The organism is Halorientalis persicus (assembly GCF_900110215.1).
In the GTDB taxonomy this organism is placed as follows: domain Archaea; phylum Halobacteriota; class Halobacteria; order Halobacteriales; family Haloarculaceae; genus Halorientalis; species Halorientalis persica.
Genome location: NZ_FOCX01000001.1, coordinates 361,404 through 374,147, shown reverse-complemented (window position 1 = coordinate 374,147; position 12,744 = coordinate 361,404). Strand labels below are relative to the sequence as shown.

The following is a 12,744-nucleotide window of genomic DNA, read 5'->3' as shown; positions in this document are numbered from 1 at the left end:
GAATTACTCCATACAAAGCTTGAACCGACGAGAACGAACGTTATTGCTCGCACATTCTTTGCCGAACTCCGCGAGAAACACGACGTTGACGATGCGGTGTTTCTCGTCGATGGTGCAGCACCGCTGAAAGACGCCTGCCAGCGACACGGCCTCGATTTCAGATACAAACGCCACGGAAATCGGAACAGTGTCGAACGTGTCTTTCGTGAGGTAAAACGCCGTACCTCTTCGTTCTCAAACTGTTTCAGCAACGCCCAGCGAGACACAGCTGACGACTGGCTCCAATCGTTCGCCTTCGCATGGAATCAGCTAATCTGAACACTACCCCCGCAACCCCCCGAGCCTTTTGCCCGTCGCCGGCCCAGGGGACACATGGAGCGTTACGATCAGCTGTATCGGCTGTTCGACGAGTTCGACACCGGGCAGTTGCGCGCCTACCAGGACTTCGTCGACCTGTTCCCGCCGGTGGACTCGCGGGTGGCCCTGGAACACTGGCAAAACGCCAGCGAGGAACTCGCCGACGGGAAAGACGAGATCCGCGAGGCCTTCCCCGCGACCGGCGAGACCTTCGCCGACATCGCCGCGACCGCCACCCGTGAACAGGCCTTCACGGCACTCGATCTGCTCGCCAAGTACGACCGCGCGGTCAACGCCCTCGTGCTGGACGTGGACGAGACCCTCCGGTCGGCGGGGCGGACCGACAACGAGATCCCCCGGGACACCCTGCACCTCCTGACCGAGTTCCACGAGGCCGGGGTCCCCATCGTAGTCTGTACCGGCCAGACTCTGGAGAACGTCAAGGGCTTCCTGATCCAGGGGCTGGGCAACGAACTCGTCCACTCCGGGGACGTGAGCATCGTCTACGAGGCCGGAACCGGCGTGTTCACGCCCGGCCACGGCGGCGACACGAAGCAACTGCTCTACGAGGACCTCGACGCCGAGATCCAGGCGGTCTTCGACGCCGTCCGCTCGCGGGTCCTCTCGGACGCGCCCGAGGACCTCCGGCGGGGCTGTCACCTCCAGGGCAACGAGTTCAACGTCACGCTCAAGCCCAATTTCGAGACCGGGAGTCCCCGCGCTCGCGAGGTGATCGACGACGCGCTGATCTATATGCTCGACCTGCTCGGTGACGCCGTCCTGGGCGAAGTCGCCGTCGACGACGCCGAGGCCGCCGGTGCCTGGGCACGGGCCTACTACGCCGCTCAGGACCCCGAAATCCGCACGGTACTCGAAGGTGCGGGGGCGACGGTCGACACCGACCCCGGGGACGTGCCCGAGGCCGTCGCCGCCGTGTTCGACCGGATCGATGTGGCCTACTACGAGGCCGACGCGGCCGAGATCGGCAGTCTCGAACTCAACAAGGTCGCCGGCGTCGAGGCCGCCTTCGACGTGCTGGGGATCGAGGACCCCTTCTCGGTCGTCATGGGCGACTCCAAGAGCGACCTCCGGGTGATGGAGTGGGTCGCCGAGAACGACTACGGGCTCGCGGCCGCGCCCGAACACGCCTCTCGTGACGTACTGGAACACGTGATGAATACCGACGAACTCGTCTTCGATCCCGGCGACGCGACCGACGTGCTGGCGACGGTCTACGCGCTGAACCGACTCGCGAGAGTAGAGTAGAAGCCTCGGGAAATCAGGCCGAGCCGCTCACTTTCTCGTGTTCGGAGGTCAGGTGGAACTCCAGGCTGTCGCCGGGCTGGAGGGTCGTGTCTGCGGTGACCGATTCGTGATCCGTGTCGGGATTGCGGACCGCGATCACGTCCGAGCGCAGGCGATTCCCGTCGAGCATCCCGCTGGCTACCTGCGAGCCGTACAGGTCCACCAGTCGGTCGATCACGTCCCGTACCGTATCACCCTCACGCACGCCGACGTGTGCCTCCTGGGCCCCAACCCGCGCCGCGAGCGAACGGCTGATATCGATGTCGCACATGGTTACTCACCAGTACTGGCTCCAGCGCCAAAAAGTTAACTCACTCTCGAAAAAGAGAATAGCGGTGATTAGGTCGGACCGGGAAAGGGCTTACACGCCCGGGCGTGGAGGTGGAGACGATGGCAGATCCGACCGCCGGGAGCGACGATCCGCTCTCCCTGCACGGTGTGGTGCCACCGACCGTCACGGCCTTCGACGCCGACGAGTCGGTCGATCTCGACGCGACCGCGGCCCACGCCCGCTTCGTCGTCGAGGCGGGCTGTCACGGCGTCTTTCCACTCGGAACCAACGGCGAGTTCGCCCTTCTGACGCCCGCGGAACGCCGCCGCGTCGTCGAGACCGTCGTCGACGAGATCGCGTCCGTCCCCGTGGTCCCCGGCGTCGGCGCGCCGAGTACGCGCCGGACGGTCGCCAACGCCGAACACGCGGCCGACGCGGGCGCGGACGGCGTCATCGTCGTCACGCCGTACTACTATCCGCTGGACGACGCGGCAGCCCTCGACCACTACCGTCGGGTCGCGGCGGCCGTCGACGTGCCGGTGTACGTCTACCACATCCCCTCCCGGACGGGGAACGAACTCACACTCTCCGCGCTCGACGAGATTGCCGCAATCGATGGGATCGCGGGCCTGAAAGATTCGAGCAAGGACGTGCCCTGGCTCGCACAGGCGATCGACCGCCACCCCGAATTGAGCTTCCTGGCGGGCTCTGACTCGCTCCTGTTTCCCGGCCTCGAAGTCGGCTGTACCGGGCTGGTGAGCGCCGTCGCCAACGTCTTCCCCGAACTGGTGGTCGACCTCTACTCGGCCTACGCCGACGGGGACGAGGCCCGCGCTCGCGACCGCCAGAGCCGCGTCTACGAGGTTCGGGACGCGATGAAACGCGGACCGTACATGGCCGGCGTCAAGACTGCCCTCTCACTGCGGGACCTCGCGTTCGACGTGGGGCCGCTCCGGCGTCCGCTCCGCCGGATGGACGAGGCCGATCGGGAGGCGCTGGCGTCGGATCTCGTCGATCTCGACCTCCTGTAGAGCCAAACCTTGATGCCGTTGCCGGAGCCAGTCGGAACCATGTTGCGGTCGCTCGGTCGGCTGATCGACACGCCGACGGTCGTCGTCCTGTTGCTGCTGGGAACCGTTATCATGGTCGCGGCCGGCGTCCAGTCGAACCCGACCCTCCAGTTGCTCGGCGGGTTCGTCGCCGTGCTGGTGATCGTCCTCGCACTCCTCGTGCTCTTTTTCGTCTTCATCAAGCGGCTCAACGCCGACATCGACTCCGACCGCCACGATCTCCGGCGGGAACTCGACGACATCGTCGAAGACGACGACGAATAGTTCGACGCCCCCGCGTTTTAGGTCACGCGCGTGGAACGGACGCCATGGGCATCGACTACGAGACGCTTCGCGATCCCAACGCCGAGTACACGATGCGGGACCTCTCGGCCGAGTCGATGGGCGTCCGGGCGAAACGCGGCGGCGGCCGCGACGTGGCGATCACGGACGTCCAGACCACGATGGTCGACGGCAACTTCCCGTGGACGCTGGTCCGGGTGTACACCGACGCGGGGATCGTCGGCACCGGCGAGGCCTACTGGGGCGCGGGCGTCCCCGAGTTGATCGCACGGATGAAACCCTTCCTCGTCGGCGAGAACCCCCTCGACATCGACCGGCTCTACGAACACCTGCTCCAGAAGACCTCCGGCGAGGGCTCGGTCGAGGGGGTCACCGTCACTGCCATCGCTGGGATCGAGGTCGCGCTCCACGATCTGGCGGGCAAGATCCTCGACCTGCCCGCCTACCAGCTCCTGGGCGGGAAGTACCGCGATTCGGTGCGGGTCTACTGTGACTGTCACACCGAGGCAGAAGCCGACCCCGAAGCCTGCGCCGACGAGGCCGAACGCGTCGTCGAGGAGTTGGGCTACGACGCGCTGAAGTTCGATCTGGACGTACCGAGCGGCCTCGAGAAGGACCGCGCCAACCGCCACCTCCGGCCTGGCGAGATCCGACACAAGGCCGAGATCGTCGAGCAGGTGACCGAGCGCGTCCGCGACCGGGCGGACGTGGCCTTCGACTGCCACTGGACGTTCTCGGGCAACTCCGCCGAGCGACTGGCCGAGGCCATCGCCGAGTTCGACGTGTGGTGGCTCGAAGATCCCGTGCCGCCCGAGAACCTCGACGTACAGGAGCGCGTGACACGCTCGACGACGACGCCGATCGCGGTCGGGGAGAACCGGTATCGCGTGACCGAACTCCGGCGGCTGATCGAACGCGGGGCCGTCGACATCGTGGCCCCGGACCTGCCGAAGGTCGGCGGGATGCGCGAGACCCGGAAGATAGCCGACGTGGCCAACCAGCACTACGTCCCCGTGGCGATGCACAACGTCGCCTCGCCCGTGGCGACCGTCGCCGCTGCCCACGTGGGCACCGCCATCCCGAACGCCCTGGCCGTCGAGTTCCACTCCTACGAACTCGGCTGGTGGGGCGACCTGGTCGAGGAATCGGTCATCGAGAACGGCGAGATCGAGGTGCCTGAAAAGCCGGGACTGGGTGTTACCCTCGACATGGACGCCGTGGCCGAGCACATGGTCGACGGTGAGGAACTGTTCGATGCGGCCTGACTACAGCTCGACTCGTTCGCCCTGTTCGCCGGCCTCGTAGATGGCTTCGATGATGCGCATATCGGTCAGCCCGTGGTCGCCGTCGCCCTCGGGGTCCCGACCGGTGAGCACGCGGTCGGCGAAGTAGTCGAACTCCTCGCGCATTTCGTCGACCTGCTCGAAGTCCACGTCGAGGGTCGTCCCCTCCCTCGTGACGGTCACCTGCCGGGGCTCGTTCGCGAAGAACGCGGGGTCGATCCGGGCCCGGCCCTCGGTCCCGATCACTTCGATATGACTCGACTGCGCCGCGTGCTGGCTGGCCGTACAGGTCGCGAACACGCCGTCCGGAAATTCGAGGGTGAACGCGGCCCGTTCGTCGGGCACGTCGGCGAAGGCCTCGCCCGAGGCGTCCATCGACGCCTGGACGGCCACGGGATCGGATTCCAGCAGGAAGCGGGCGGTGTTGAGCGGGTAGAGCCCGATGTCGGTGACTGACGCCCCGGGGCCGGCCAGTTCTGGGTCCAGCCGCCACTGGTCGGGGTTCGGGATCATCTCCATGAGGGGCTGGGACATATGCCCGTGGACGGCGACGGGGTCGCCGAGCAGTCCCGCCCGGAGGAGGTCCCGGACCCGGCGCACGGCGGGTTCGGTGTGCATCCGGTAGGCGATCATCAGGGTGATCCCGGCCTCGTCGGCGGCCGCGACCATCCGCTCGGCCCGCTCGACGCTGGCTTCCATCGGTTTCTCACAGAGCACGGCCTTGCCGAAGTCGGCCGCCGACTCGACGTATTCGAGGTGGGTGGCGTTGGGCGTGGCGACGTAGACGGCGTCGTAGGCGTCGGTCGCCGCGCCGTCGTGAAAGTCCTCCCCCGAGAGGCCGTGTTCGATCCCCTCGAATTCGGCCGCGACTTCGCGGGCTTTCTCTCGGGACCGACTGACGGCGACGGTCGTCGCACACAGTCGCGAGTCGGCGATGGCCGGGATCGCCTCGTCGCGAGTCCACCAGCCGAGTCCCACCACGGCGACGCGGAGCGGGCCGGCGTCGTCGGCCGCGCCCTGCCAGTCCCGCGCGGTGAACCCGTCGAGAACGGTGGCGAGATCCATACCTCCGGTTCGGTCCGCACGTGAAAAGGCGTGTGGGTCGGGCCGTCGACAGATCGCCGCGTCGGGACCACCGCCCGTGCTGTTATCAGCACTGATACCCCCGTGCGTACACTTAACTCCAGGTACGACGAGATGGAAGTATGCTATTCGGCATCCCTGTGCTCACAGGGTTGCTCGTTCTCTCCGGTGTGCTCTCGACGGCGGTCGCGGCGTTTCTCTGGAACGAACGCCCGAAGTCGGGAACGACGCCGCTGATGTTCGTCGAGATCAGTCTGGCGCTGTGGGCGTTCGGGCAGGCGCTGGTCGTGGGTGGCACTGCCCTCGTGTGGAAGACGGGGGGCTACGCGCTCACGCTGTTTGCGACCGCGATGATCGGGCCGGCGCTGTTTCTCTTCGCCCGGCGGTACACCGGGCGTTCCACCGACGTGTCACCAGGTCTGGTCGCCGCGCTGGGGATCGTCCCAGCCCTTGCGCTCGCTCTCGGCGTGACGAACACGGGCGAACTGACCTGGATCGAGCCGACGCTGGTCACGGTCGGTGGTCGGCCGACGCTGGCAGTCGAGTACGGGCCGGTGTTCTGGGGCGTCGTCGCGTACACCTACACGCTACTGTTCGTCGGCGACTACCTGCTGTTCGGGAAGTTCGTCGGCTCGCGGAACGTCTACCGGAAGCGGACGTTCTTCTTTCTTGCCTACAGCCTCCTGCTGACGGCCTGTCACCTGCTGAGTACGGTCGGACTGAGCCCCACCCCGAATCACACGCTCGCCCCGCTGGCGAATCTCGTGTTCGGTTCGCTCTCCTTGCTCGTGTTCGTCGGCTACCGATCCTACGGGTTCCTCCCACTCAAACCGATCCTCGAACTGTTCGGCTCCCGGTCCAAGAGCCTCGCGCCGGTCGCCCGGACCGCCATGATCGAGGAGATGGGTGGGGGAATGATCGTGACCGACCACCGCAACCGCGTCGTCGATATCAACCCGATGGGCCGGAAGATCCTCGGTGAGCCCGACGCCCGCGTCGTCGGTCGCCCACTCAAGGAAGTCCTCCCGCCGAGGATCTTCCTCGACGAGGACGACACGCGACTCCTCGATCCGGGCGTCGCCGGGAACTTCTCCGGCGTCTGGGTCCGGACGCCGGACGGCGAGAAACGCTGTTTCGACGTGTTGATAACCGAACTCGACGGTGAGGGCGCGACCGGCCGCGTCTCGTTGATCCACGACGTGACCGAGCGCGAGCGCCGCAAACAGACCCTCGAAGAGCGGACGGCGGAACTCAGACGCCAGAACGATCAGCTCGAGGACTTCGCCGGGATCGTCTCCCACGACCTCCGGAACCCGCTGAACGTCGCCGACGGTGCCATCGAACTGGCCAGGCGCAACGAGCAGTTCGAGTACCTCGACCGCGCGGAGAACGCCCACGAGCGGATGGAGACGATCATCGAGGACGTGCTGACGCTAGCCCGGCAGGGCCAGACCGTCGACGAGACCGAGTCGGTCTCGCTGTGCGCGGTCGCCGCGGAGGCCTGGGCGACCGTCGACACCGCCGAAGCGTCCCTGGGTTGCCGAGCCGACGCCGAGTTCGAGGCCGACCGCAACCGGCTCCTGCGCCTGTTCGAGAACCTGTTTCGCAACTGTGTCGAACACGGTGGCGACGACGTGGCCGTGACCGTCGGGACGATCGCGGATGGGCCAGACGGGGACGAGCGATCGCCGGACTCACTGTGGGGCTTCTACGTGGAAGACGATGGCCCCGGCATCCCCGAAGACCAGCGCGATGCCGTACTGGAGCAGGGGTTCACCACGAGCGAAGAGGGAACCGGGCTCGGCCTGTCCATCGTCAGTACGGTCGCCGACGCCCACGGCTGGGAGATCGACGTGACCGAAAGTGCGACGGGCGGCGCTCGCTTCGAGATCACGGGGCTCGTCGCCGACGGCCCTGCCCTCGAAGACGACCCGCTCCCCTGACTCACTCCACGTGTCGAACGACGGTGTGGCGACACTGCTCGTGGGGGACGAGATCGTCGGCTCGATCGGGCGTTCCCGACGGATGCTCGTCGGCGGCCTCGCGGATGATCGACCGCAACTCGCCGAGACTGACTGGGCCGCGTTCGTCGATCTCGGCCCGAACGGCCGCACAGACCGGGGAGTCGTCCTGCCCGACCGAGTCGACCCAGCGGAACCGGACTTCCTCCCCGGCCTGTTCGGTGAACTTCCGGACCCGGGCCAGGTTCCGGATCGACGCGACCTCCGTGTCCACGATGGTCCGCGCGCGATCCTCGTCCATGTCGAGTTCCCGGGCGACCCGGTCGGCGATCATCGACCGGGCGTACCCCTCTTCGCGGGCCAGCTCCGCGGCCAGAATCTCCGCGACCTGACGGGCGTCCTCGCCCGCGAGGCCGTAGTGTTCGAGGATCGCCCCGGCGCGACGCTCCACGTCGACGACGAGTTCGATCTGTGCGTCGTCGGCGTTCTCGGCCTCCCCGGCCGCGTCCCCCTCGTCGCCGAGCAACCCGGTGACCCAGCTATGCAAACCCATGTGACCGTCTACCGACCGCTCCCGACATAAATCTCGCCCGCGTTTCGGCAGCAGAACTCCTGGCCAGGCCCGCCGACGCTCCCTCACTCCGCCACCAGCGCGTCTTCCAGCAGTTCCAGGGGATGGCGAATTTCGTACCCCGTGCCGTGTTCCATCTGCATCGCGCAGGTCGGACACTCCGTCATACCAGTCTGTCCGTCGGCTTCGCCCATCTCCTCGAACATCTCCTCGCCGATGGCCATGGACTTCTCGTACTTCTCGGCCTTCCAGCCGTAGGTCCCCGAGATACCCGAACAGGAGTCGCCCACGTCCTCGACCGCGACGCCGTCCAGGTCCCGGAACAACTCGACAGCCTGCCGGTCCAGCCCCTGGTTGCGCGCGTGACACGGCGCGTGGTACGCCAGTTCCTCGTCCTCCCCCTCGGCCTCGTCGAGCGCCCCCCGGAGGTCCTCGTGGATACGCAGATACTCCAGTGCCTCGTAGGTGTGGGCGGCCACGTCGTCGGTACCCTCGAAGGTAAACAGCTCGGGGTACTCCTGGCGGAGCGCCATAGAACAGGAGGTACAGGAACAGATCACGTCGTACCCTTGATCGATCAGGTCGGCGAACGACGAGATGTTGGTCTCTGCGTCCCGGCGGGCGTCGTCGAGCATCCCGTTGGCGAACATGGGGGTGCCCGAACACCCCTGCTCGGGGACGACGATCTCGTAGCCGAAGTGTTCGAAGGTCCTGACCATGGCCTTCGCGACCTCGGGGGTGTTGTAGTTGGCGTAACAACCGTGGAAGTAGGCGACGCGTTTGTCCTCGCTTTGAACCTGTGCACCACCTCGCTTGGCTCGCGCCTCCCGCGCTCGCTCCTTCGAGGTGGCTGCGCCACCTCGCTCCGCCCACCACTCCCTGAACGTCTGCGTGGCGAAGGCGGGGAACTCCCGCTCGGCGGTCAGCCCGAACAGTTTCTCGCCGAGTTTGCGGAGCGGCCCGTTGTTCGCGAGGGCGTTGGTCAGGCGCGGGAACTTGCTCCCGAGCCACGCCCCTTTCCGGTAGTTGGCGAGGACCCGGTTGCGCCAGTACTCGACGGAGAGTTTGCTCATCTGCCCGTCGACGTACTCGGCGCGGGCCTCGTTGTGCATCTGGCTGAGGGGCACGTCGGACGGACAGGCGTCGTCACAGCGCATACAGTTCGAGCAGTCCATGATCGACGGGTCGATGTCGGCGTCGTCCTTCCGCTTGAGCCGCCACTGCTCGGGTCCCTGGAACTTCGGGCCGGGGAACTCGTCGTCGACCTCGGCGACGGGACAGTTCGTATCGCAGGTCGAGCACTTGTAACAGTCGTCGGCTCCGGACCGCAGGTCCAGCTCCGACTCGGGGAACACGTCGACGGGCTCGAACTCGTCGTCGGGAATCTCGTCGTCCGGTACGCCTGGGTCGTGGGGGGAGTCTGCGTCGCTCACGTATCATCACCTGCCAGCCGGCCCGCCTCGTGGCCCGTCGCCAGCGAGACGCCGCTGCCGGACTTCTCGGCCGCGAAGTCGTAGTTGCCGAGTACCGCGCCCGCCGCCCGGAGGTTGTCGAACTCGACCGTGCCCCGAGCATCACGGGGCCGCAACTCCCGGTCGGGGGCGACGCCGAACCGGGCGAAGCGGTGGTCGCCGAAGGCGTCGTCTTCGAACCAGTCGTAGCGGTCCGGCGGGTGGGTGACGTGGCAGTCGAAGATCGGCTCGGCGACGCCCTCCCGATCCGAGTCGATGCCTTTCCCGACCAGCCCGCCGGTCGCCAGCACGAACTGCTCGGCCGCGTACGGGACCGTCGCACCGTTGCGGTCGACGGTGACTGCCTCGATCAGGTCGTCGTCCCGTCCGTCCGTCTCGTACCCCACTACGGGATTTCCGGTCTCGATGCGGACGCCCGCGGCGTCCAGCGCGTCGTAGAGCCGGTCTTCCAGTCGGAAGCCGGGGAGGCTCGGCGGCCCCATCGGGACCTCGAACACGTCGACGCCGAGGTGGGTTTCAAGGGCGGCCCGCACGTCCTCGGGGTGGTCGTCGCCCAGTACGGCCGGAAACCCGACCCGCGCCTCGCCGTCGAGGTGGGTCGTGACGCGCTCGGCCAGCGCCCGCCGGACGCTCCCGTCCTGGCTCTCCTCGCCGGCCTCGTCCCGGTCGAGCAGGTGCGCGAAGCGAGTCACCTTCGGGTCAGCACTCAGTTCCACGGGAAACTCGACGGTCGCGCCGCGGGCCTCGAACGGCGCGCCGGCCGCGTTCAGTTGGGCGGCCGACAGCGGTGCGTCGAATCCGACCAGTCGTTCGAACCCGACCAGCAGAGCGTCGCGTTCGTCGCTGGCCAGTCCCGCCGCCGTGCTCGCGGGATAGCGTGCCGTCGGCTTGACGCGCCCGCCCTGGGTCGGGACCAGGGCGTTACGCTCGGTGTGGTTGCCCTCGTAGGTATCACCCGCGAGGTCGTCGAATAGCGCCAGCCCGGCCCGAACTGCGTCCTCGCCGACGCGCTCGTAGGGGTGGCCCTCGGGGAGGTCGTCGAGGGCGGCGACGGGATCAACCAGTGGCCCCTCGCCGTCGGGTGTGTAGCCCAGCACGTCGATCAGGCCGCTGGCGTGCCGGAGCGTCGGCTGTTTGTACGAGACCAGGCGCACGTCCGCGCCGGTCCGGGCGGCCGAGACGGCCGCCGTCACGCCGGCCAGTCCGCCGCCGATCACCAGCACGTCCTGTTCAATCGCCATCGGGGGTACCTCCGTCGAAGGCGGCGAAGTCGACGGTCTCGTCGGCGGCGATACCTCCCTCATCCCGATTCATCGTCGTCGCGTGGAGCGCGTAGGTGAGCATCGCCTGGGAGAGCTGTTCGCCCCACAGCGCGTGGCGCTGGCCCTTCCAGCGCTCCTGGTAGAGGTCGTCCAGTGCCGCGCTCGCCTGTTCGGCGTCGTACTCGGGGTGGAGCTCGTCGGCCATCGCGTGGGCGCAGAACCCGCCCTGACAGTTGCCCATCGACGCGCGGGTCCGGATGCGAACCGCGTTGAGGTCGGTCCCCGACCCCGCGATGGCGTCCTGTAGCTCCGCGCGGGTGACGCCCTCGCAGGAACAGACCACGGGGTTCGGGTCGTCGGTGTCCAGCACGTCGGGCGCGCGGTCGCCGAGTCGCTGTTTGCTCCGGCGGGCGACCGGCGAGGTCAGCCCGAACTCGTCCATCGCGTCGTCGAGGACGCGCTCGTCGCGGCTCCCGGGCAGGGGCACGTCAGCCGTCCGGCAGGCCGCCGAGACGCCCAGTCGATCACAGACGTGATCGCTGAGCTCCTCGGCCATCATGCGGTAGGTGGTGAACTTCCCGCCGACGATGGTGGTGAGTCCCGGCAGGCCGTCCCGGTCGGCGTGGTCGAGCAGGAAGAAATCCCGCGTGATGTCTTCCGAGTCCGCCGTGCCCGAGCCGGGCGGTTCGTACAGCGGGCGCACGCCCCAGTAGGATCGGATGGTCCGGGCCTCCTGCAGGACGGGGAGGAGTTTCGACAGTTCGTCGATCATCAGGTCCACCTCCCACTCCGCCTCGGGGTAGTCCTCGGGGTCTTCGACCTCCTCGTCGGTCGTCCCGAGGATGCAGGTCGTCTCGTGGGGCACGACGATGTCGGCGTTGCCCTTCGGGATACAGCGGTTGATGACGGTGTCGACCTGCCGGACGTTCATGACGGTCATCACGCCCTTCGAGGGGCGGACGTTCACGTCGAGGCCGGCCATGTCGCCGATCCGGCCGGCCCACGCGCCCGTCGCGTTGATCACGTGGTCGGCCTCGATTTCCTCCGTGGTGCCCGCCTTCCCGTGGGTCCGTTTGCCTGGACCGCTCTCGTGGGTCACCTCCGCGCCGACGACTTCGCCGGCCTCGACGAGCAGGTCGGTCACCTCGGCGTGGGTCTCGATGCGTGCGCCGTGGTTCTGCGCGCTCGCGGCGTTCGCGACACAGAGGCGGAACGGGTCGACCGCCCCGTCGGGCACCGCGATGGCCTTGTCCACGTCCGCGGCGAGATAGGGCTCGCGCTGTCGGGCCTCCCGACCCGAGAGGACTTCGGTGGGGATTCCACACTCCGCACACCCCCGGAGTTTCCGCTCGAAGTACGCCTCGCTGTCTTCCGGGCGTTTGACGAACAGCCCGCCGGTCTCTTCGACGCAGTGGCTCGCGATATCTTCGAGGACGCGGGTCTCTTGGATACACTCCCGGGCGCTGGCCTGGTCGGCCACGGCGTAGCGGCCGCCGCTGTGGAGCAGGCCGTGCATCCGCCCGGTCGTCCCGTGGGTCAGGTTGCCCTGCTCGACGAGCGTGACCGACAGGCCCCGCATCGCCAGATCTCGGGCGATGCCACAGCCCGTCGAGCCGCCGCCGATCACCAGGACCGTCGGTGTTGCTCCCATCGCACTGTCGGTCACTTGGACCGCGTGCACATATTTTTACCGCAGCGACCCGACCGTCAGTAAATTATGGGGCGATGGCGACAGGTCGCTCGCTCCGGCCGTCGATCCCCTCCGCCGGGGTCCGCTACGCAACGTTTAAGCCAGCCGCTGAAGATTTTTACCACCATACTGCTGCT

Annotated in this window: 11 protein-coding genes and 1 pseudogene; 6 read left to right on the top strand and 6 right to left on the bottom strand. The window is 67.5% G+C overall.

Annotated features, from left to right (window positions below):
• Together BMX17_RS02045 and BMX17_RS02040 are read left to right on the top strand one after the other, a co-directional pair.
• Positions 1–318, top strand: a pseudogene (locus BMX17_RS02045) (IS6 family transposase); the annotation flags it as partial.
• Between the two features lie 54 nt (positions 319–372).
• Positions 373–1,623 carry an HAD family hydrolase gene (locus BMX17_RS02040; RefSeq protein WP_092657108.1) on the top strand — a complete coding sequence of 417 codons (1,251 nt, stop codon included), beginning with the start codon at positions 373–375 and terminating at the stop codon, positions 1,621–1,623.
• A 13-nt stretch (positions 1,624–1,636) separates the two neighbouring features.
• Here the strand turns inward: BMX17_RS02040 and BMX17_RS02035 are convergent, their stop codons facing one another.
• Complete coding sequence (locus BMX17_RS02035; protein ID WP_092657106.1) at positions 1,637–1,933, bottom strand: ubiquitin family protein; 297 nt, start codon at positions 1,931–1,933, stop codon at positions 1,637–1,639.
• Positions 1,934–2,052: 119 nt separating this feature from the next.
• Here BMX17_RS02035 and BMX17_RS02030 point away from each other — a divergent pair, with 119 nt between their 5' ends.
• Genes BMX17_RS02030 through BMX17_RS02020 form a run of 3 tightly spaced genes read left to right on the top strand, consistent with a single transcriptional unit; the run spans position 2,053 to position 4,550 of the window.
• The gene (locus BMX17_RS02030; protein ID WP_092657104.1) at positions 2,053–2,964 is read left to right on the top strand and encodes a dihydrodipicolinate synthase family protein; all 912 of its coding nucleotides are present in this window, start codon (positions 2,053–2,055) and stop codon (positions 2,962–2,964) included.
• A 39-nt stretch (positions 2,965–3,003) separates the two neighbouring features.
• Positions 3,004–3,267, top strand: a complete 264-nt coding sequence (locus BMX17_RS02025) for a hypothetical protein (protein ID WP_092657102.1) — start codon at positions 3,004–3,006, stop codon at positions 3,265–3,267.
• A 44-nt stretch (positions 3,268–3,311) separates the two neighbouring features.
• Positions 3,312–4,550, top strand: coding sequence for a mandelate racemase/muconate lactonizing enzyme family protein (locus BMX17_RS02020; RefSeq protein ID WP_092657100.1), 1,239 nt, complete (start codon positions 3,312–3,314; stop codon positions 4,548–4,550).
• Here the strand turns inward: BMX17_RS02020 and gfo6 are convergent, their stop codons facing one another.
• Positions 4,551–5,633 carry a D-xylose 1-dehydrogenase Gfo6 gene (gene gfo6 / locus BMX17_RS02015; RefSeq protein WP_092657098.1) on the bottom strand — a complete coding sequence of 361 codons (1,083 nt, stop codon included), beginning with the start codon at positions 5,631–5,633 and terminating at the stop codon, positions 4,551–4,553. It lies immediately after the preceding gene.
• A gap of 140 nt (positions 5,634–5,773) precedes the next feature.
• Between gfo6 and BMX17_RS02010 the strand changes: the two genes are divergently transcribed.
• On the top strand, positions 5,774–7,594 hold the full coding sequence (locus tag BMX17_RS02010) for a histidine kinase N-terminal 7TM domain-containing protein (RefSeq protein ID WP_092657096.1): 1,821 nt from the start codon (positions 5,774–5,776) through the stop codon (positions 7,592–7,594).
• A gap of 1 nt (position 7,595) precedes the next feature.
• Here the strand turns inward: BMX17_RS02010 and BMX17_RS02005 are convergent, their stop codons facing one another.
• The 4 genes from BMX17_RS02005 to glpA all read right to left on the bottom strand — a co-directional run bounded on the left by BMX17_RS02005 (position 7,596) and on the right by glpA (position 12,568).
• Entirely contained in the window at positions 7,596–8,165 is a 570-nt protein-coding gene (locus tag BMX17_RS02005; RefSeq protein ID WP_092657094.1) for a structural protein, read from the bottom strand.
• Between the two features lie 83 nt (positions 8,166–8,248).
• Positions 8,249–9,616 (bottom strand): anaerobic glycerol-3-phosphate dehydrogenase subunit C, encoded by a 1,368-nt coding sequence (locus BMX17_RS02000; protein ID WP_092657091.1) that lies wholly within the window; start codon positions 9,614–9,616, stop codon positions 8,249–8,251.
• The gene (glpB, locus tag BMX17_RS01995) at positions 9,613–10,896 is read right to left on the bottom strand and encodes a glycerol-3-phosphate dehydrogenase subunit GlpB (RefSeq protein WP_092657089.1); all 1,284 of its coding nucleotides are present in this window, start codon (positions 10,894–10,896) and stop codon (positions 9,613–9,615) included. Before glpB ends, BMX17_RS02000 begins: the two co-directional genes overlap by 4 nt.
• Entirely contained in the window at positions 10,886–12,568 is a 1,683-nt protein-coding gene (glpA, locus tag BMX17_RS01990) for an anaerobic glycerol-3-phosphate dehydrogenase subunit GlpA (protein WP_092657142.1), read from the bottom strand. Before glpA ends, glpB begins: the two co-directional genes overlap by 11 nt.
• Between the last annotated feature and the right edge of the window lie 176 nt (positions 12,569–12,744).

Coding starts and splice junctions, on each gene's coding strand:
- BMX17_RS02040 (WP_092657108.1), top strand. CDS start 373: ATGGAGCGTTACGATCAGCTGTATCGGCTGTTCGACGAGTTCGACACC.
- BMX17_RS02035 (WP_092657106.1), bottom strand. CDS start 1,933: ATGTGCGACATCGATATCAGCCGTTCGCTCGCGGCGCGGGTTGGGGCC.
- BMX17_RS02030 (WP_092657104.1), top strand. CDS start 2,053: ATGGCAGATCCGACCGCCGGGAGCGACGATCCGCTCTCCCTGCACGGT.
- BMX17_RS02025 (WP_092657102.1), top strand. CDS start 3,004: ATGTTGCGGTCGCTCGGTCGGCTGATCGACACGCCGACGGTCGTCGTC.
- BMX17_RS02020 (WP_092657100.1), top strand. CDS start 3,312: ATGGGCATCGACTACGAGACGCTTCGCGATCCCAACGCCGAGTACACG.
- gfo6 (WP_092657098.1), bottom strand. CDS start 5,633: ATGGATCTCGCCACCGTTCTCGACGGGTTCACCGCGCGGGACTGGCAG.
- BMX17_RS02010 (WP_092657096.1), top strand. CDS start 5,774: ATGCTATTCGGCATCCCTGTGCTCACAGGGTTGCTCGTTCTCTCCGGT.
- BMX17_RS02005 (WP_092657094.1), bottom strand. CDS start 8,165: ATGGGTTTGCATAGCTGGGTCACCGGGTTGCTCGGCGACGAGGGGGAC.
- glpB (WP_092657089.1), bottom strand. CDS start 10,896: ATGGCGATTGAACAGGACGTGCTGGTGATCGGCGGCGGACTGGCCGGC.
- glpA (WP_092657142.1), bottom strand. CDS start 12,568: ATGGGAGCAACACCGACGGTCCTGGTGATCGGCGGCGGCTCGACGGGC.